Genomic DNA, 20010 nt, shown 5'->3' with positions numbered 1-20010 from the left:
TCCCCGCCTTATACGGGACGAACAGCAGAAAAACTGCGCCCCGTTCTTGCCGCCGTCTGCGCCTCGTGAAACGCTTCCGGCTGCCACAACTGAAAATGATCCGCCCGACCGACAAAGGTCACTTCGGTGGTGATAGCGGTGAAGTCCCGGATGAAATCCGTGACCATCAACCGCCCTTCCCCGTCGAGCTTCATGAACACGCCGCCACCGTGAACCAGCAGCGACATTGCATTGGCTTCCGGCGAAAACGCATCCATCGACGCGATCTGCCGCTCGTAGCGATCCAACAGGTCCGGCCCGCCAATGCTGATGGCCGGAAAAGCGAAATCCTGAAGACAATAAAGCTCCTGGATGTCGCGTTGCGCCAATACCGAACGAAACGCCGAGGGAACCGAAACGCGCCCCTTGGCGTCGATCCTGTTCGTCACGTTCGATAAAAAGCGCCCCATATGACAACTCGCCAGAAACGCCTGAAGCCGCATGCTCAGGCGACACCGATACGCACGACAAATCGCTGACCGGCAGAACAAAAAGTCCTGCAGCCTTGGAAAGGCCTTGTCTCCGTTTCAGCGATTGCGGGTCAAAAACACGACCCCTTGTGGTGTGCATTTGGGATACCATGGGACACTATGGGCGTCAATGGGAGAAGGCGGCGCGAACCGACTTCGGATTCGAATATTCATATCCCGTTAAGTTTAACGAATGGTTTACCGGCAACCGTTTCACGCGGCATCTCTGCCTTCCGTAACGGAAGTTTTAATGAAAAATAATTGAACGATAACAATGACCTATTGCGGTCGCCGGAATCGGCTTCGCATGAGGAATGAAAAAGAGAGAAATCGCCAGTTGGCCTGTAAGCCGGGTTCTGTATGGCCCCGGTTTGACCCGGAACGTGGCAGCCATTCATCTGGGACGACATTTGCATGCCGCCTCGCGCAACCCACCCGGATGACTCGCCCAGAAACAGGCTGTAGGCGCTGCTTTCGCGGCACCCCACGTCATCCCTATTCGGTCTTGCTCCCGGTGGGGTTTACCATGCCACCCCTGTTACCAGCGGCGCGGTGGGCTTTTACCCCACCCTTTCACCCTTACCACCTGAAAGGTGGCGGTCTACTCTCTGCGGCACTTTCCCTAGGGTCGCCCCCGCCGGACGTTATCCGGCACCGTGTTTCCGTGGAGCCCGGACTTTCCTCACCTTACCGTCTTTCGACATTGGTAAAGCGCGGCTGCCCGGCCAACTGGCACGCGCTCCTTAGACGGGTTCAAGATGAAAAGCCAACGGAAAATCGCCGCAAGTTGGGCTGCGGTTAAAGGGAGCCGCCAGACTTACGAGGCGAAGACCGGTGCGAAATCCGTCTCGTAACCTTCGTCCTCGATATGGCCTTGCGCCAACAGCACCGCGCCGAGCCGCCCGGTCTCATCTGAACTCTTTGCCGCTGCGCCACAGCCGCCGGTCAGAACCGCAATCCGCTCAGACCCGCAATAACCGATCGCCGGATATCCGCTTGGCGTGTAGGACGTGACACAGCCTGCCATTGAGAGCCTTGCCACATCGATGCTGGGAACAAGCGTCTCTATGATTGCTGCGAAATTATCCCGCACCTCAGGCTTTCCGCCAGTCCGGAACCAGGCGCGGATCTCCGCATCCGTACCGAGCAGAATATTTTCCGGATCGCCGCCAATCTTCAGATAGGCCTTGCCATCGGGATAGACGACCGGCGGCAGAAGATAGATGTGCTTGGTCGGGTCACTCGGCTCATAGATCAGCGACGGCATCTCTGAAAAGCCTCGAAGATCTGCATCATCGACCTCGAAGAATGCAACAGTACGAGCATACACTTTCATCGAAAGTGCCTGCGGCAACAGCCCTTCCGCAATCGAAAATCCGCCCGCAGCCACGAGCACCTTTTCCGCCGTGTAGTTTTTGCCGGAGGCAGTGGTGACGGTCGCCACACCACCCTCGTCCCGGACCGAAACGACAATATCGTCATAGCGCATCGCGCCGCGCTTCTGCGCTGCCAGGATTTGCGCGCGCACCAGTTCGCGTGGATTGATGTGACCGGCATTGTGCCGCTCGAAGACACCTTCGCAACCGATTTCGAAGGAAAAATACGGGAAGCGCTGGATCAACTCGGCATCCCCAAAAACGTCGGCATCCACCCCAAGCGTCTCGGCCGCAGAGCAGACATTCTCGATATAAGGCACACCCGTGCCACGCGCCTTGCCGACGATCAGGCAGCCGACCTCGTGGTAAAAGCCTATCCCGCTCTCGCGCTCGATCTCCCGGTAGCGCTCAATCGAACGGTTGGCGAGCCGCGCCCAATCCGCATCGTCATCGATGGTCCGCGTGATCCGCGCCGCATCGTAATGGCTGGCAAACACGCCCTGATGATTCTGGATGTCGGCGGGCTCATGCGGTCCGATCAGAGCCACACCATCCGATTCGAGAGACAGATGCCGGGCAGCAGCAGCCCCCATCATGCCCGCACCGACGACGATATATTTGAACTGCGCTGCCATAACTACTCTCAACCGATTTCAGATTCTGCGTCAAAGACTTGTAGCGGCTTCCTGATTCACTGCCAGAGGGATTTGAGGTTTTGATGAAGACGGCCGTCAAACAAAAACCGGCGCCATCTGCGCCGCAAAATTATCCTCGCTCAACTGCCCCTCAAGCAGAAGCACCGCCCCAAGCCGGCCAATCTCATCCGAGGATTTGGCCGAAACGAAATTGCCACCGGTCAGCACCGCAATATTGGAAGACGATGTGTAGCCGATATACGGATAGCCAGTGCGGGTAATGGAGGCAACGCAGGAGCCGGAGGTGACGGGGCATCCAACAAGAGCGGGCATCAACTCGATGGCGCGACGGACAAGGAAATCCACCTCACTTGCAGTCCCGTCGGAATGAAACCATTGGACCGCCTGATCGAGCGTTTCCAGCCTGCCCTTTTCGCTCTCCCCGCCAATCTTCAAATAGACCTTGCCATCCGGATAGCGAACGGGTGGCAGAATGTAGACAATGTCGTCTTCGCTCGCCGCCAGCACGATGGTGGAGGGCATGCCGGCAAAGGCTTCCTGCTTCTCCTCGTTCAGTTCGAAGAAGGCGATGGTGCGGCCTGTTGCCGTCATGTCCACTTTAACAGGCAGAATGTCGGCCATATTGGTGAAGCCGCCCGCTGCGACGATTACCTTCTCCGCCGTGTATCGATGGCCCTCCAAGGTCTCTATTTCGACGCCTGAACCGCCATCGAAGACCTTCACCACCGTCTGACGAAGGATCGAGGCACCCTGTTGCCCGGCAATCGTGATTTGAGCCTTCACCAAGGCGCGTGGATTGACGTAACCGGCATTGTGCGGCTCGAACCAGCCATGGTGATCGTCCGGCAGAGAGAACATTGGAAAACGAGAGGAAAGCGCGTCCGGCTCGTAGGTCTCGACTGTCAGACCCAGAGCGTCTTTCCTGCTCATGGCGCCCGAGACATAATCACCGCCCAGCCCATTGCCATTGCCGGTGAAGAGGCAGCCCACCTCGTGGTAAAACCGGATGCCGCTCTTTTGCTCGATCTCGGCATATCGTTCGATCGAGCGCTTCGCGAGTTCCGCCCATACCGGGTCGCCGTCAAAACCGCGCGTGATCCGCGCCTCGTCATAATGGCTGGAGAAGACGCCGTAGTGATTCTTGCGGTCTGTCGGCTCAGCAGGACCGATCAGCGCCACGCCGTCCGTCTGCGAAGAAAGATGGCGTGCCGCAGCGGCTCCCATCATTCCAGCGCCGATCACGATATATCTGAAGTCGGTCATCCTGCGCTCCCTCGTAGAGCGCCGTGCGTCCTATTGGACGCACAAAGGACGCCTTACCTTTTTGAATCGACGCATCGTGTTTTCCGAAAATCGCATCCGATTTTCGGGCCGATGCTGTCGCCGTTCTCGACTAACAAAATCTGCCGGCAGAAAGAAGCCCAAACCGCATCGATACGATCACCCCTGGAGCAGCGCCTGCACCTTGCCGCAATAGGCCTTCGACACCGGGTTCATGCGGGTTGCCCCATGGCCTGCATTGTAGCGCAGAATGGTGCTGCAGACTTCGCCGCCGCCCAGTTGATGCGCCGTGGCGAGATATTGCATACCCCAGCGAATATTGGTTTCCGGATCGTATAGCGCTTTGACCGTGCCGCGATAGCCCATCATCCGTGCGGTGGCGGGCTTGATCTGCATGAGCCCGACTTCGCCGGCACTTCCGCGGGCCTTCGGATTGAACCGGCTTTCCACCGAAACGACCGCATGCGCGAGGTTCGTCGGCACGCCGTACCGCTTGGCATATTTGACGATGAGATCGGAGTAATCGTTCTTCAGCGTCGCAGGAAGGGTTCGCTCAGGGATGGGGTAACCGGGTTTGCGGAAATAGGTCTGCAGCGTCACGGTCTTGGTTTTCACGTCATCCTTGGCAACAACAATTCCGGTCTGCGCGGCCAGCATCGAGATGCAGACCGAGACAGCAACAATCACTCTTCTCATCAGTAGAAATAGTCTCCAGTCACAAAGACATCCAGTAATGGACGCGCGAGGGCGCGCATCAGGAAAGTCACGGGGACGATCCTCCGGAAAATCTTCGTCATTGATATTGACGGCGTCTAGGACAACACCCAGCCAGCCGCATTTCGATGCGGCGTTTAAAGTCGGCCAATAAGGATTTACTGTGGCAAGGGCCTAGGAACGCAATGTGGACCAGCGCCGATCACGCCGCTTTTATCGAGAACGACGCCTACGCGCGCTTGAACTTGGGCAGTTGCGAAATCAACCGGTGCAGCGTGTCGATGGTGGAGAAATCGGCGATGCCATCCACCAGCGCAGGCCGGAAATGACGCTGGAAAGCTGCAACTGCGCCTTCCGTCTTTTCACAATAACTGCCCGAAATTTCAACGCCGTAGCCATAGAGCGACAGCATGGACTGCAAGGCCTCAACCGGTTGTCCGCTGTCGCCTCGCTGGAAGAAGCGTCCGCCACCGATTGGCGCGGGCTGGACCCAATGGCCAACACCCTTCTGCGACAGGATGTCCCATGGGAACTTCTCGCCCGGATCCACCTTGCGAACGGGGGCAATATCGGAGTGCGCGAGCACCCTCTCCGGAGCTATCGACCACCGCGCGCCACAGTCGCGACATAATTCGGCAACGGCGTCGATCTGAGCTTTAGGGAAATCCGGAAGGCCGGCAGGGTGGCCGCCATTGGCGATCTCGATGCCGATAGAACGCGAGTTCAGATCGATTTCGCCCGCCCAGAAGCTCTTGCCCGCATGCCAGGCGCGACGGCTTTCCGGCACCATCTGAATGACATGTCCGTCTTCAAAAACGAGATAGTGGCTGGAAACCTGACTTTCCGGCTCGCAAAGCCAGGACAGCGCGCGCTCGGCGCTTTCCATGCCCGTATAGTGAAGAATGATGGAGTCGGGTGCGCTTACCCCCACCCGCTCGCCATGGTTTGGCGAGGGCTGGACGCTGGCACCGGCATAATCCGGCAGAAAGTCACTCATGCGACGCGGCGTTCTCTCTCGATGGCCGCATAGGCGGCATTGAGTGCCGCCATACGCTCATTCGCGGCCGCATGCAATTCCATCGGAACGCCACGGGCAATGAGCTTGTCGGGATGATGCTCGGCCACCAGCAGACGGTAGCGCTTGCGGATATCGGAGAAGTCGTCGGATGGCGAAACGCCGAGGACGCGGTAGGGATCGCGACCGTCCATGTGGACATGGCGCGCCATGATCGTCTCGAAATGATCCTCGGTGATCCGGAAGATTTCCGCGATCCGTCCGAGAAAGGCCATTTCACGCTCGTGAATCAGGCCATCGGCCTTGGCAATGTGGAACAGGCCATCGACGACGCTTTCCAGCATCTCGCAATTTTCACGGCCCGTACCGCAGAGACCCGCAAGTCGTTCGGCATAGGCTTCGTAGCCGGCAACGTCCTGACGCGCGAGGTTATAGAGCCTTGCGACGTTCTTGGCTTCCTCTTCGGGAAAATCGAATATCTGGCGAAAGGCGCGCACCTCGGCATCGTTCACGACACCGTCGGCCTTCGCCATCTTGGCAGAAAGAGCAATGATCGCAACGGAGAAGGAGACCTTGCGGCGGGTTTCAGGATCGCCTTCGAAAACGGTGCGAACCGCTTCGATCACTCGACCCAGCACGTTTCCTGCCGCTTCGCCGATCGCGCCGAGCAGCCGCTCCCAGAGGGATGAAATGTGCAAACAGGCGAAATCGAACATCATGTCTCTCAGCATGACGGCTCCATGGTGTGAATGCAAGACGCATAAAGGTCGCAGATCATTAAGTTTTCGTCATCTTAGCTTCGCTTTATGCTGATCGTCTGACACCGTCGTAACAGCTTTTTCACAAGCCGGTTCCGCGGTCGTCGACACTTCTTGGCATTGAAACGATTATATTCGCCAAGCAGTTCACCGATATTCGAAAATACCGCGAAATACCCGTTTTTCTTGAGAAATTCACTTTACATGCAAAACAGGCTGTCGCATCCATTTGCCCCAACACGCATTGAGAACCGACAAAGGAGAGCCCCAATGGCCAAACAGAAAGTCGCAATGTTGACCGCAGGCGGACTGGCGCCCTGCCTCTCGTCTGCCGTGGGCGGATTGATCGAGCGTTACACCGACATCGCCCCCGAAATCGACATCGTGGCCTACCGCTCCGGCTATCAGGGCGTGCTTCTCGGCGACAGCGTCGCCATCACCAAAGAGATGCGCGAGAAGGCTCCCCTGCTGCATCGCTATGGCGGCTCTCCGATCGGCAACAGCCGCGTGAAGCTGACCAATGCGGCCGACTGCGCCAAGCGTGGACTGGTAAAGGAAGGCGAAAACCCGTTGCAGGTTGCTGCCGATCGTCTCGCCAAGGATGGCGTCACCATTCTTCACACGATTGGCGGCGACGACACCAACACCACCGCGGCCGACCTTGCCGCCTATCTCGGCGCCAATGGCTACAACCTCACCGTCGTCGGTCTTCCCAAGACGGTTGATAATGACGTGGTCCCGATCAAGCAGTCGCTTGGCGCCTGGACGGCTGCCGAAGTCGGCGCAAATTTCTTCGACAATGTCAGCAATGAACAGAGTGCAGCACCAAAGACCTTCGTCATCCACGAAGTCATGGGGCGTCACTGCGGCTGGCTCACGGCTGCCACCGCACGCGCCTATATCCAGAAGGTCAAGGGCAACGACTATGTCGAGGGCCTTCTGATGGGAGAAGAGTTGAAGCGCATCGACGGTCTTTATTTGCCGGAAATGGCCTTCGACATTCAGGCGGAAGCGAACCGCCTGAAGAAGATCATGGAGAAGAACGGCTTCGTCACCCTCTTCGTCTCCGAAGGTGCAGGCCTCGATTCGATCGTGGCGGAGCGTGAAGCGGCCGGCGAAGCGGTCAAGCGCGACGCCTTCGGCCATGTGAAGATCGACACGATCAATGTCGGCGGCTGGTTCCAGAAGCAGTTTGCAAGCCTGATCGGCGCCGAGCGCACCATGGTACAGAAGTCCGGCTACTACGCGCGTTCGGCCCCGGCCAATGGCGAAGACCTGCGCTTGATCCACAGCATGGTGGATCTGGCAGTCGAAAGCGCGCTGAACAAGGTCTCAGGCGTCACCGGTCATGACGAAGATCAGGGCGGCAAGCTGCGCACCATCGAGTTCCCGCGCATCAAGGGCGGCAAGCATTTCGATATCTCTACGCCTTGGTTCTCCGAGGTGATGGACCATATCGGCCAGCCCTTCAAAGCGGCGTAACAGTTCCTGTCTCCCTAAATAATTAGGAAGACGTGATTGACGTGATGCATCCATCGGCCCGGAAATCCGTTTTGGTTTCCGGGCCGATGATTTATTCCCCTATGGTCTTCTCCTGGAGGAATGCGTGGCTTTCGCACAACGCAGCGCGGGAAAGCCCGCATTGTTCCAAACTCCACGTGACGAAGGCTTTATTATCGCCTCATCGCTTGGTAAAAAGATGTGAAGGGCAAGGAGGTCGTCATGTCCGCACAAGTCTGGCTGGTGTTCTGCACAGCCTGTGCCATTCTTTTTGCGCTGCCATCGCCAATTGCTTTCAAGGTTGCAAATTATGCAGCTGTGCGCGGCAAGCGCACCATGATCGCTTCGGTCAGCGGCGCGACGCTTGGCGTCATGACGACATTTACCGCGGCTGCCATCGTGGTAGCTGGCGCGTCCTATGTACCCTCATCCTTTCTTGATGTCATCCAATGGGCTGGAATCGGCTGGCTGATGCTGTTTGGCCTGTGGACGATCGCAACGCCTGCCGCGCGCGAATCACAGGCGGAGAATGACAATCTGCGCGCCAGAACACTCGGCGCCATCTTTGTCGATTGCTTCGTCTTGGCGGCGCTGCGCCTGCGCTACTTCGCCTTCTTCATCGCCTTCCTGTCGCAGTTCATCAATCGCTCCCGCGACGTGGTGGAAACATTGACGCAGATGCAGGCCGCGACCCTGGTCCTGTCGCTTCTTTGCCTCACTCTGCAGGCCACTTTTGCCCGCTCGACGCTCGCCATGGTGCGTCGTGCATCGGTGACGAAAAAGGTCCGAAACAACCGCGGAACGCGCTTCATTACCGGCCGCGCCGTCTCTGCTGGCTACCGTCGCATCGCCGCCTGAAACACATCTGACGCCTCCCGTCTTGCCGGAATCCTTACGATAGGTTAATGATCCGCCCAGGAGACTGCGTGCTTCGTTTGATACGGGGGCATCGACGGGCAGGCAAAGTAGAGGCGGCAGCATGATATTTTCTGGCAATTTGCGCCGTAAATCGGCGTCACTTTTGTCGTCCACCATGGGCTTGACGCTTGCCTTGGCAGGATGCACCAGCGTCGAATATTCAGCGAATTCCAACGTTCATTCCCCCAAGATTGCAGCCGCACCCGTCGCAGCGCCGGCAACGGCGGCAGGTACGGTAGCGCCCGGCACGCAAACGACGACCGAGGGCCATCAGCCCGGCACCGTAGCAGCGGCAGCGACCAACGCGCCGACAGCCGACGCGGCCTCCCCGGTTCAGGTCGCATCCAATTCCGCGACAACCCCTATGCCCTCCACGCCGGCCCTAAAGGGCGGTCGTGTCGCCCTTCCCCCGGCAGCAGAAATTGCAGCCGCAGCCGCAATCTTCGCACAGATGCAATCGCCGACCGGCACGCCACAAATGGCATCGGCTACAACGGCAGCATCGCTTGGCGCAACGCCAGTTGCCGCGACGGCAATGACGACCAATCACGCCGCCGGCCTTCAGGCCGCAGCAAACACCTCCGCCACCGCATCCCTGCCGCAGGTCGTAGCCGTCAAGGGCTCCTTCCCACCGGCCCCGCCACCACCCGGTACGCCATCGGCGGCCCCTGTGCAGTTGACGGAAGACATGGTGCGCGCGCAAACGATCGTGCCGCTGCCCAGGCCTGACAGCACCGTTCTCGCCTACGCTTCCGCCCCGCAGAACGCAGCATTGGCTGCGATCAGCACGCGCGAGGGGCTCAGCACCGGGCCGCAGCCCGTCGGTCGCGAGAAGCTCAGCGGTCTGATCTCCAAATACGCCACCATGTACAGCGTGCCTGAAGATCTGGTGCACCGCGTCGTCATGCGCGAAAGCCGCTACAATCCCGGCGCCTATAATCGTGGCCACTTTGGCCTGATGCAGATCAAGCATGCCACCGCCCGTTCCATGGGTTTCAGTGGCCCCGCCTCCGGTCTTTTCGATGCAGAGACAAATCTGCGCTATGCCGTCAAATATCTGAGCGGTGCGTGGAAGGTATCTGAGAACGATCGTGACGGCGCTGTGCGTCTTTATGCCCGCGGCTATTATTACGACGCCAAGCGCAAGAACATGCTCCACGTCCTGCGTCAGTAGCAGAACGCTCTAATCCCTCAACTCTCTATGATCTGACCTGCCCTTGAACAAAGGGCAGTCGAACGCCTTTTGGCGTCTGCGGCATTGCTCCGGGCACCGTCTGTATCAACGCGGGCTAACGTTGCGACTGCCTCCCGCTCCTCCCGTCATTAAACTGTTGCGTCCTGACGCTACACGCCTGTCACCCGAACGATAGGTGGAATCATATGACGAGTGCTGCCCCCAAAACCGGCTTCAGCAAGAATACCAAGCTCAAGGCCGCCCTTCTCCAGCACAAGGCGCTTTCGACCAGCGGCCTGTCGGAGCGGCTGTTCGGCATGCTGTTTTCCGGCCTCGTCTATCCGCAAATCTGGGAAGACCCGGATGTCGACATGCAGGCCATGGAGCTTTGCGAAGGTCATAGCATCGTGACTATCGGTTCGGGCGGCTGCAATGCGCTCGCCTACCTGTCGCAGAGCCCGAAAAGCATCGACGTCGTCGATCTCAATCCCCACCACATTGCTCTCAATCGGCTGAAGCTCGCTGCCTTCCGCCACCTGCCGAGCCATGGCGATGTCGTGCGCCAATTCGGCAAGGCCAATATCGGCTCCAACAGCGAAGGCTATGACCGCTTTATCGCCCCGAACCTCGACGCGCAGACACGCGCTTATTGGTCGAAGCGCACAATCGCGGGACGCCGTCGCATCTCCGTTTTCGATCGCAACATCTACCGTACCGGACTGCTCGGCCGCTTCATCGGCGCCGGACACCTCCTGGCGCGCCTGCACGGCGTCAAGCTCCAGGATATTGCAAAGACCCGCTCGATGGAGGAGCAGCGTCAGTTCTTCGATGAGAAAGTGGCGCCTCTCTTCGACAAGCCGATGATCCGCTGGCTGACCAAGCGCAAGAGCTCGCTCTTCGGCCTTGGCATTCCACCGCGCCAATATGACGAGCTTGCCAGCCTCTCGGACGGCAACACCATCGCGCCCGTCTTGCGCAGACGCTTGGAAAAGCTCGCCTGCGACTTCTCCCTGAAAGACAACTACTTTGCCTGGCAGGCCTTTGCCCGCCGCTACCCCGATGCCGGCGAAGGGACGCTACCGGATTATCTGAAACCCGAATATTATGACGCCATTCGCAAGAATGCCGATCGCGTCACCGTCCATCACGCCACCTTCACCGAGCTTCTTGCGTCCAAACCCGCCTCGTCGGTGGATCGCTATGTTCTGCTCGATGCGCAGGACTGGATGAGCGACGTGCAGATCAACGAGCTATGGGCCCAGATCAGCCGTACCGCGACACCCGACGCACGCGTGATCTTCCGCACGGCGGCAGAAAAGAGTGTCATCGAAGGCCGCCTATCTGCCGATATCCGTGCCCAATGGTCCTATCTCGAAGACCGCTCCCTTGAACTCAATGCAAAGGACCGGTCAGCCATCTATGGCGGCTTCCACATCTATCAGAGGGCATCGGCATGAAGAGCATCGGAGACAGCGTCGGCCTCGCAAACGCCCAGCATGCGACCATGATGGACAGAATGTACCGCCATCAGCGGCACATTTACGACATCACCCGCAAATACTATCTGCTCGGCCGTGACCGCACGATTGAACGTCTGGATGTTCCCCATGGCGGCAGCCTTCTGGAGGTCGGCTGCGGCACAGGCCGCAATCTACTGCTCGCCGCCCGTCATTTTCCGCTGGCCAGGCTCTATGGTCTCGATATCTCCGCCGAGATGCTGACCACGGCGGCAGAGAACTTCGCGGGCAAGGTGGCGCGTCCGACGCTACGCGTTTCCGACGCCACCACCTTCAGACTAGGAGAGTTCGGTCGCAGCGAAGGGTTCGATCGCATCATGATCTCCTATGCGATCTCGATGATTCCCGAATGGGAAAAGGCCGTGGAACGTGCCCTCCTGTCCCTGGCGCCGGGCGGATCACTGCACATCGTCGATTTCGGCCAGCAGGAACACCTGCCCGTCTGGTTCCGCAGCCTGCTGCAGGCGTGGCTGACGAAGTTCCACGTCACGCCGCGTGCAAACCTGCGCTACGTGCTCGAGACGCTTGCCGGAAGCCATAATGCATCCCTGGAGTTCGAGCCGCTCGCCCGCGGCTATGCATGGCGTGCCGTTCTGACAATGCCGAAAATTTGAGAAAGCAGCCTCACCGCTCAGGAATGAATTCTCATCCGTCCTCTTGTCATAACCGCTTGTTTACCCTGTTATGGTAAATGCGGATTAACGATATGCCGCGCCGGCCAATGAGCCGGCGCGCGCAATCGGCGGGAACTCATTCAACTGGGAACATCATGCGGCGGCTCATTCCGGCTCTTCTTGGCACCTTGCTGGTCCTTAGCGGCTGCACCTCGACCAGTTACGATTTCCTGGAGACGGCCTCGGTCGCACGACCGAAGTTCAAGGATAACGATCCGCACGATTTCGGGCGCGATTCGCCACACAGGCACGAGGTCCACGGCATCGACGTTTCCAAATGGAATGGCGAAATCGAGTGGGCGACCGTGCGCAAGTCCGGCGTATCCTTCGCCTTCATCAAGGCGACCGAAGGTACCGATCGTCTCGATTCCCGATTCGAAGAATATTGGCGCGGCGCGGCCGCCGCCGGTGTGCCGCACGCGCCTTATCATTTCTATTACTTCTGCGCGCCCGCCGATGCGCAGGCCGACTGGTTCATCCGCAACGTTCCGAAGGAATCGATGAAGCTGCCGCCGGTACTCGATGTGGAGTGGAACCCCGCCTCCCCGACCTGCAAGACGCGGCCGTCACCCGATGTGGTTCGCTCCGAAATCCAGCGCTTCCTCACCCGCATCGAAACCTACTACGGCAAGCGGCCGATCATCTATACCAGCGTCGATTTCCACCGGGACAATCTGGTCGGCCAGTTCAAGAACTATCATTTCTGGGTTCGTTCGGTCGCAGCTCATCCATCGGAAATCTATCCGCAGCGCCAATGGGCTTTCTGGCAATATACCGGCACGGGCGTCATTCCGGGCATCAGCACCCCGACCGACATCAACGTCTTCTCCGGAAGCGAGAAGAACTGGCGCACATGGGTCGCGTCTGCCTCCAACGCCCGCAGCTGACGACGAACGAAACGCCAGACCGCCGTGGGTAGCGGGTTCAGTTGGCACAAAAGCGTATACTACTTCTGCGCGACCTGCTTTGGACTTGCTTTTTGAGCCAATACAGGCAGATGTGCGACGAAATAATCGCAGGGGCGACGAAACAAAACCTCGGCGATTGTCTTTCACGATCTTGCCCATGCTTCCGCCACAAAGGGAAGGAAACCAGTGGGCCAATCGCACATTTGAGGAATTCTGATGTTCAGCTTCTCGCAACGCAGCCTGGTTCTTGCTGCCACTCTTTTTGCCTTGTCCTGCGGTTCCGCGCTCGCCGTGACCCCAACCGTCTCCCCCGATGATCCGAAGCAGGTTCCTTGCGGTGGCGATCTTTCGACCTTCCTCAAGGGCGTGAAGGACGAAGCCGTCGGCAAGGGCGTATCGGCAGAGGCTGTCGACAAGGCGCTCGCCGGCGCCCAGATCGACCAGAAGGTTCTTTCGCGAGACCGCGCCCAAGGCGTCTTCCGCCAGACCTTCCTCGAATTCTCACAGCGCACCGTCAGCCAGGGCCGTCTGGACATGGGTCGCAAGAAGCTTCAGGAATATTCCTCCACCTTCAAGCGCGCCGAGGACGAGTTCGGTGTGCCCGCCGGCGTCATCGCCGCCTTCTGGGCCATGGAAACCGATTTCGGCGCCGTACAGGGCGATTTCAACACCCGCAATGCGCTGGTCACGCTGTCGCATGATTGCCGCCGTCCGGAGCTCTTCCGTCCGCAACTGATCGCACTCACCGAGATGGTCCAGCATGGCGATCTCGACCCTGCGACCAACACCGGTGCATGGGCCGGCGAAATCGGCCAGGTGCAGATGCTGCCGAAGGACATTATTGCATTCGGCGTCGATGGTGATGGCGATGGCCACGTCAACGTCAAGGGTAGCTCACCGGACGCGATCCTGACGGCCGCGAAGTTCATCCAGCACCTCGGCTTTAAGAAGGGCGAGTCCTGGATCCAGGAGGTCTCGGTACCGGAAAACCTGCCGTGGGAAAAATCCGGCCTTGGCGGCACCATGACCGCTGGTGACTGGTTCAACCTTGGCGTTACGCCGCGCGATGGCGACAAGAAGTTTGCCAATCTCCAGGCAGCGCTCATCATGCCGCAGGGCCGCAAGGGACCGACCTTCCTCACCTACCCGAACTTCAACATCTATCTCGAGTGGAACCAGTCCTTCATCTACACGACCTCTGCGGCCTATTTCGCCACACGCCTGATGGGCGCTCCGGTCTATAACAAGGGCAACCCGGATCCCGGCCTCAACGATGCCGAGATGAAGGAACTGCAGACGAAGCTGGATGCCAAGACACATGATGTCGGCAAGATTGATGGCATTCTCGGCTCCGGGACGCGCATCGCCGTTCAGCGCGAACAGCAGCGTCTGGGCCTCCCCGCCGATGGCTGGCCGACCCGCGAGCTCCTCGACAAGCTTTAATAATCTGAGACGATCGGATTCTATGAAAATGGCCGGGGGAAACCTCGGCCATTTACTTTTTTTACGACCGGGATAACGAAATCTTCACCGTGTAATATAAGTTGTTTTTCAATGGATTGCTGCCGCAATTTCACCCAGAAGCGGCCTGCTTGGTGTGCAGCGCATCATAAAAAGCGCTTTTCAAAAGACACAAAAGGGTCATAATGCTTACTGTCAACGAACAGGAGGCAGAGCATGGGACTTACAAATTCTCTTAATGCCTTGGCAGTCGGCGTGGCGTTTGCGTTTGTCGGATTGATGCTTTTCATCTGACGAGACGTTGGGGTTTAGGACGCCCGGCCGCAAGTTGATCCTCATAAGCCATTAAAAAAGCGCAGGTTTTTCTACCTGCGCTTTTTTTATGTCTATTTGATCGCGGCGCGATCAGGCGGCAGATTTGCGCGCCGGACGGAAGCCGACATTCTCAAGAACAGCATTGACCAGTGGTGCGCGGTTCATCGTGTAGAGATGGAATTCGTTAACGCCGCGACGCTGCAGGTCGAAGATCTGCTCGGCAGCAACATCGGCGGCAACCTTGGCACGACCGACCGGATCATCATCATAACCGGCAAAACGTTCATCGAGGAAAGCTGGAATGCTGGTGCCGCAGCGACCGGCGAAACGCTTCAACTGTGTGAGGTTCTGGATCGGCATGATGCCCGGCACGACCGGTATTTTGATACCGGCTTTGGTGACGCGCTCCATGTAACGCTCGAAGATATCATTGTCGAAGAAGAATTGTGTCAGCGCCCGGGTTGCGCCGTTATCCGCCTTGAGCTTCAGCATCTCGATATCGACGGCATTGCTTTCGCTCTCCGGATGCTTTTCCGGATAGGAGGACACGGAAATCTCGAAGTCGCCCAGTTCCTTCAGGCCGCGCACCAGGGCAGCGGCGTTCTCGTAGCCTTCCGGGTGCGGCTTGTAGGCCGTACCGATTCCCGTCGCAGGATCGCCGCGAAGCGCAACGAAATGCTTGACGCCCACATTGCGCAGCTCTTCCACGACCTCGTGTGTCTCGCGCTTGCTGGCATCCACGCAGGTCAGGTGCGATGCCGTCGACAAGCCTGCCACCGAGATCATCCGGCGCACTGCTTCCAGCGTCGGCGCCTTGGTGGTGCCCCCTGCCCCATAGGTCACGGACACGAAGTCCGGGTTCCAGCGCGACAGGTCTTCCACCGTCTCCCAAAGCTGCACATCCATATCGGGACTCTTCGGCGGGAAGAACTCGAAGGAGAGCTTGAAGTCGCTGGAAGGGTTGCGGTCGATCTCTGTCTTGGTCATGTCATGCCCTCCCGGCGGAAACGAATTGAGGCTCTGCGGATTGATCCCCGGCAATCAGCAGGCGCGGGTCGCGTGCAACCCAGATGGTGACGTCCAGCGACTGGGCGGATGCCTTGCCGGAATGCAAGTCCATCGACTTTTCCGGCGAGAGACCGGCCTTCTTCAGCCACTCTTCCATGGTCTGGTTCGAAAATCCCAAGCGGACATGCGCGTGCTCTTCCCGCAGATATTCCAGCGAATGGGGCGCCAGATCGATGATCACCAGACGGCCATTGGGGCGCAGCATGCGCGCCGCCTCGGCAATCGCCATTTCCGGATGATCGAGAAAATGCAGAACCTGGTGGACGACGACCAGATCGAAATCCTGGCCTTCGAGCGGCAGGTTGAGAATATCGCCGTGGCGCACGGAGGCATGCGCCACACCCACCTTGTCCAGATTGGATCGCGCAACAGCCAGCATGTCGCGGCTGGCATCGATGCCGATGGCGCGACGATAAATGCCGCTCAGCAATTGCAGGATACGGCCCGTACCCGTTCCGAGATCGAGCATCGAATCCACCGGTGTCGTACCGATAAGCTTCAAAAGTGCCGCATCGACGGCCTCATCGCTGACATGCAGGCGGCGAAGCTCGTCCCAGGCAGAGGCGTTACGGCTGAAATATTCCTGCGCGCGCGTTGCGCGCACGCGCTTGACGGCCGCAAGTCGCTCATTGTCCCGCGACAAAACGGCGTCGGCAGAAGACGCAAGCGACAGCAACTGCTTGACGAGTTCGGCAGACTTGCCATCCTGCTTCAGGCGGAAGTAAGCCCAGGCACCTTCCTGATAGCGGTCGATCAGATCTTCTTCGGCCAGAAGCTTGAGATGACGTGAGATGCGCGGCTGCGACTGACCGAGAATTTCGGTGAGATCGGTCACCGTCAAATCACCGGCAGACAGCAGCGCCAGCAAGCGAAAGCGCGTCGGCTCCCCCGCTGCCTTCAACAGATCCACCAGATTATCCAACCCGAGCGCCAAAGCCGAAACCTCATCCAATCAACATATAAAGATATCTTTATACGATTAGCGGAGAGATGCAAGACTGGACTTGTATCCGAAGGCGAAAACCAGTGGAGGAGCAAACACACAAAATGGTCCTTCCCGCGACCGAACACCTCGCGGCCGGCCACCAAGGATTGCTTCCACCAAGATCAGCGGCTTTCCGCCACGAGAAATTTCTTCAGATAATGCCTTGACCTCAACTAAGGTTGAGGTCGTACCAACACGAGCAACTCACAAGCCAGCCTCGAAGCAGGCGCATAACCAGGAGTACGCTCATGATTTCCCTCAAAGGTCTGTACGAAACCCATTTGACCGTCTCGAACCTCGATCGATCCACCGATTTCTACCGCGATGTCGTCGGATTGGAGCTGGCGCATGTCATACCCGAAAGGAATGTTGCGTTCTTCTGGGTCGCAGGCCGTGAAACCTCCATGCTCGGCCTGTGGTCCATACACAGTTCTCCACTGCGAAACCGGCTGCACATCGCTTTCCAGACAAGCCTTGAGCAATTGCTGAAGTCTTCCGACTATCTGCGCTCCAAGGACATCACTCCACGCGACGGTGCGGGATCGGAGATCGAAGAGCCCATCATCTTCCCCTGGATGCCGGCTGCCAGCGTCTACTTTGATGATCCCGATGGCCACTCACTGGAGTATATCGCGCTCCTGCCAGACCAGCCCCGCAGAGACATACCAGGGACGCTAACCTTCTCCGAGTGGAAGCAAATTGCCGCTGGCCAATCCTAAAGCAGAGACCGCTCCACAAAAAAAAGAGGCGGAATGATCTCCCACCTCTCTCATTATCCTAGGACGCGAGCCGCTTTCAGAACTCGGTCCACTCATTTGCCGCGACGGCTGCGTTGCCATGCGTCATCGGCGCCGAGCGCATGCGAGCGGCTTGTGGCTGCGGCGCCGGTCGCGAAGATGCTGCGTGACGCATCGTTTCGCCCATGCCGCGCAATTGGCTTGCGGCGTGGCCAAGCTCGAACTGCGAGAGAAGCTCCTTGAGCTTGATGCTTTCCTGCGCAAGTGCGGCGCCAGATGCACTCATCTCCTCCACCATCGCGGCGTTCTGCTGGGTAGCCTGATCCATGTGGTTGACGGCGTGATTGACTTCGGCCAGCCCCACAGACTGCTCCTGCGCGGCAGTGGCGATGGCGTCCATGTGGATATTGACCGACTGTACGAGCTCAGCAATTTGCGAAAGACCTGAACCGGTATCGCTGACGAGGCGCACACCTTCGCTGACCGCGATGGCGGAGTTGCTGATCAGCTGCTTGATCTCCTTGGCCGCACTGGCGGAGCGTTGCGCCAGTTCGCGCACTTCCTGCGCGACGACTGCAAAGCCCTTACCCGCGTCGCCGGCGCGTGCCGCTTCAACGCCAGCGTTCAACGCCAGAAGATTGGTCTGGAACGCGATCTCGTCGATGACGCTGATGATCTGGCCGATCTGCTTCGAAGACCCTTCGATCCGCTCCATCGCAGCAACGGCGTTGCCGACGACCTCACCGGAATGATCGGCCTTCTTGCGGGCCTCAAGCACCACGTCGCGGGCTTCATTCGTGCGTCTGGATGTCGCCGTCACATTCGCCGTGATCTCTTCGAGCGCAGCAGCCGTCTCCTCTAGAGAAGCAGCCTGCTGTTCCGTACGCTTGGAAAGATCGTCGGACGCGTCCGATATCTCCCTGGAGCCGCCGGTGACCGTATCGACAGAGCCCCCGACGCTTACCAGGGCTTCGCGCAACTGGCGAACCGAGGTGTTGAAATCGTGGCGCAGTCCCTCGAACTGTGCAGCGAGAGGCTCATTGACTTCGCACAGCATGTCTCCCGCCGCGAGGCGTTTCATGGCCGAGGCAAAGGTGCCGGTGGCCTGCACCAGTCGTGCTTCGGCCTCTTCTTCCGCCTGCCGCTGCATCGCCACGCGCTCGTTCTCAGAACGAACACGATTGGCTTCGGCCTCTGCTTCCAGCTGCTTGTTACGGATAGCAGCCTCGCGGAAGACCGCCACGGAGCTCGCCATGCCGCCGATCTCGTCGTTGCGGCTCGCACCATCGATTGTAACGGAAAGATCGCCATCAGCAAGCTGGCGCATGCTGCGGGTCAGGGCAGAGACTGGCTTCGTCACACGGTTGACGACGATGACGATACCAGCGACGCCGATCGCCACGGCAGCAACGAGAAGCACCGAGTAGAAGATAAGCGACTGCAGATACGCTGCTTCATGCGCCATCGCGACGCGGTTCAGTTCGTCCATGGCAAGCGAAGCGACCGAGGCAATCGTGCCCAGCGCAGCCGTGACCTTCGGGCGCCATTCGTCGATGGAGACGCCACCAGGCTCACCGGCCTTCAGCTTGCTGACGATTGCCGAACGCCAGCCAGCAAAATCACCCTTGAAATATCCGTTGTCCGCCTTGACCAACTCATCCTTCAAGGTCTGAGCGACATCGGGATGATTGATCAGGACGCGAACGGACTTCCAGGCGAAATCGACACCTGCATCCGCCGACGTGACGCTGATCACCTCGGCTGGGTTCAAACCACGGTTCGCAGCGATCGCGCTGTTCATCACGACCGTACCGGTACCACCCAGGGCACGCGCGGCCCACGCCTGGGCACGGATCTGGATCAACGCAACCGAGCTTGGATCGAGATTGCGCATCTCACCTTCGATTGCCAGCGAGGAGGCCTCAAGCGAATTGAGGAATTCCGTACCCAGATCGAGCGTTAGCTTGTCGAGGCCCTTTTCCCGTTGCTCCAGTTCAAGCGTGAGGGCCTGGTCGATCTTCTTTCGATGGGCAACGAGCCGATCATACATGGAGCGAGTGGTCGCCATGGCGCTACCGATTTCTGGCGTCGCCATCGTTTCGCTACCAGCCAATGCTTGAGTGATCGCGGCATCGACCTTAGCCCGCGCCTTTTGAACGGCTTCGTAGGATGTGGCGCCCGCGGCGCGTGACATCGTCAAAGCAGTCGCACTATCGCCGCGCTCGCTGCGAAAGTTCAACAGAACATTGAATAGAGCGCGATCGAGGTCTGCCAGCTCGTTGACCGACTGGCTGACCTTATATTGCGAGTATGCCGAATAGGTCAAAGAACCGACGATGCCGCAGAGCATGATGCTCACAAGCAAAAAGGCACCGACAAGAATATTCCTGATAGAAAACATGGGTCCCTCAAAAAGCGGAGCCGCACGATTTGGAAAATCTTGA

General features: G+C 58.7%; 17 protein-coding genes and 1 other RNA gene. 8 read left to right on the top strand and 10 right to left on the bottom strand.

What is annotated here, in order from left to right; all coding sequences use genetic code 11:
* Nucleotides 1-8: 8 nt before the first annotated feature.
* The 7 genes from mraZ to AC07U5_RS05855 all read right to left on the bottom strand — a co-directional run bounded on the left by mraZ (nucleotide 9) and on the right by AC07U5_RS05855 (nucleotide 6270).
* Nucleotides 9-449, bottom strand: a complete 441-nt coding sequence (mraZ, locus tag AC07U5_RS05885) for a division/cell wall cluster transcriptional repressor MraZ (RefSeq protein WP_062426513.1) — start codon at nucleotides 447-449, stop codon at nucleotides 9-11.
* Between the two features lie 389 nt (nucleotides 450-838).
* Nucleotides 839-1242, bottom strand: an RNA gene (gene rnpB, locus AC07U5_RS05880) — RNase P RNA component class A.
* Nucleotides 1243-1326: 84 nt separating this feature from the next.
* Nucleotides 1327-2520: an NAD(P)/FAD-dependent oxidoreductase gene (locus AC07U5_RS05875; protein ID WP_494722528.1), complete on the bottom strand. Its 1194-nt coding sequence runs from the start codon at nucleotides 2518-2520 to the stop codon at nucleotides 1327-1329.
* A 96-nt stretch (nucleotides 2521-2616) separates the two neighbouring features.
* A complete protein-coding gene (locus AC07U5_RS05870) occupies nucleotides 2617-3804 on the bottom strand; it encodes an FAD-dependent oxidoreductase (protein WP_494722527.1) in 1188 nt (395 codons plus the stop codon).
* Between the two features lie 177 nt (nucleotides 3805-3981).
* On the bottom strand, nucleotides 3982-4518 hold the full coding sequence (locus tag AC07U5_RS05865) for a lytic transglycosylase domain-containing protein (protein ID WP_062598594.1): 537 nt from the start codon (nucleotides 4516-4518) through the stop codon (nucleotides 3982-3984).
* 247 nt (nucleotides 4519-4765) lie between these two features.
* Nucleotides 4766-5533 carry an N-acetylmuramoyl-L-alanine amidase gene (locus AC07U5_RS05860; protein WP_062426509.1) on the bottom strand — a complete coding sequence of 256 codons (768 nt, stop codon included), beginning with the start codon at nucleotides 5531-5533 and terminating at the stop codon, nucleotides 4766-4768.
* Nucleotides 5530-6270: a J domain-containing protein gene (locus tag AC07U5_RS05855; RefSeq protein WP_062426508.1), complete on the bottom strand. Its 741-nt coding sequence runs from the start codon at nucleotides 6268-6270 to the stop codon at nucleotides 5530-5532. Before AC07U5_RS05855 ends, AC07U5_RS05860 begins: the two co-directional genes overlap by 4 nt.
* 309 nt (nucleotides 6271-6579) lie before the next feature.
* Between AC07U5_RS05855 and AC07U5_RS05850 the strand changes: the two genes are divergently transcribed.
* From AC07U5_RS05850 to AC07U5_RS05820, 7 genes are all read left to right on the top strand, one after another.
* On the top strand, nucleotides 6580-7791 hold the full coding sequence (locus AC07U5_RS05850; RefSeq protein ID WP_112521441.1) for a pyrophosphate--fructose-6-phosphate 1-phosphotransferase: 1212 nt from the start codon (nucleotides 6580-6582) through the stop codon (nucleotides 7789-7791).
* Nucleotides 7792-8031: 240 nt separating this feature from the next.
* Nucleotides 8032-8667 (top strand): LysE family translocator, encoded by a 636-nt coding sequence (locus AC07U5_RS05845; protein ID WP_494722526.1) that lies wholly within the window; start codon nucleotides 8032-8034, stop codon nucleotides 8665-8667.
* A gap of 121 nt (nucleotides 8668-8788) precedes the next feature.
* On the top strand, nucleotides 8789-9901 hold the full coding sequence (locus AC07U5_RS05840) for a transglycosylase SLT domain-containing protein (protein WP_494722525.1): 1113 nt from the start codon (nucleotides 8789-8791) through the stop codon (nucleotides 9899-9901).
* 206 nt (nucleotides 9902-10107) lie between these two features.
* Complete coding sequence (locus AC07U5_RS05835; RefSeq protein WP_494722524.1) at nucleotides 10108-11358, top strand: BtaA family protein; 1251 nt, start codon at nucleotides 10108-10110, stop codon at nucleotides 11356-11358.
* Nucleotides 11355-12032: a class I SAM-dependent methyltransferase gene (locus AC07U5_RS05830; RefSeq protein ID WP_162723190.1), complete on the top strand. Its 678-nt coding sequence runs from the start codon at nucleotides 11355-11357 to the stop codon at nucleotides 12030-12032. The genes AC07U5_RS05835 and AC07U5_RS05830 overlap by 4 nt, the downstream gene beginning before the upstream one ends.
* Nucleotides 12033-12187: 155 nt before the next feature.
* Nucleotides 12188-12979, top strand: a complete 792-nt coding sequence (locus tag AC07U5_RS05825) for a glycoside hydrolase family 25 protein (RefSeq protein ID WP_112956652.1) — start codon at nucleotides 12188-12190, stop codon at nucleotides 12977-12979.
* 237 nt (nucleotides 12980-13216) lie between these two features.
* On the top strand, nucleotides 13217-14443 hold the full coding sequence (locus AC07U5_RS05820) for a lytic murein transglycosylase (RefSeq protein ID WP_494722523.1): 1227 nt from the start codon (nucleotides 13217-13219) through the stop codon (nucleotides 14441-14443).
* 423 nt (nucleotides 14444-14866) lie between these two features.
* Here the strand turns inward: AC07U5_RS05820 and metF are convergent, their stop codons facing one another.
* Together metF and AC07U5_RS05810 are read right to left on the bottom strand one after the other, a co-directional pair.
* Nucleotides 14867-15763 (bottom strand): methylenetetrahydrofolate reductase [NAD(P)H], encoded by an 897-nt coding sequence (metF, locus tag AC07U5_RS05815; RefSeq protein ID WP_062426501.1) that lies wholly within the window; start codon nucleotides 15761-15763, stop codon nucleotides 14867-14869.
* Between the two features lies 1 nt (nucleotide 15764).
* Nucleotides 15765-16778, bottom strand: coding sequence for an ArsR/SmtB family transcription factor (locus AC07U5_RS05810; protein WP_112360233.1), 1014 nt, complete (start codon nucleotides 16776-16778; stop codon nucleotides 15765-15767).
* A 299-nt stretch (nucleotides 16779-17077) separates the two neighbouring features.
* Between AC07U5_RS05810 and AC07U5_RS05805 the strand changes: the two genes are divergently transcribed.
* Nucleotides 17078-17548: a VOC family protein gene (locus tag AC07U5_RS05805; RefSeq protein ID WP_494722522.1), complete on the top strand. Its 471-nt coding sequence runs from the start codon at nucleotides 17078-17080 to the stop codon at nucleotides 17546-17548.
* Nucleotides 17549-17624: 76 nt separating this feature from the next.
* On the opposite strand, the gene AC07U5_RS05800 is transcribed toward AC07U5_RS05805, so the two are convergent.
* Nucleotides 17625-19967, bottom strand: a complete 2343-nt coding sequence (locus tag AC07U5_RS05800; protein ID WP_494722521.1) for a methyl-accepting chemotaxis protein — start codon at nucleotides 19965-19967, stop codon at nucleotides 17625-17627.
* Between the last annotated feature and the right edge of the window lie 43 nt (nucleotides 19968-20010).

Source organism: Agrobacterium sp. GW821-FHT02D03, assembly GCF_059421725.1.
The sequence above is the reverse complement of the archived record's forward strand: the minus strand, read 5'-3'. Positions and strand labels throughout refer to the sequence as shown.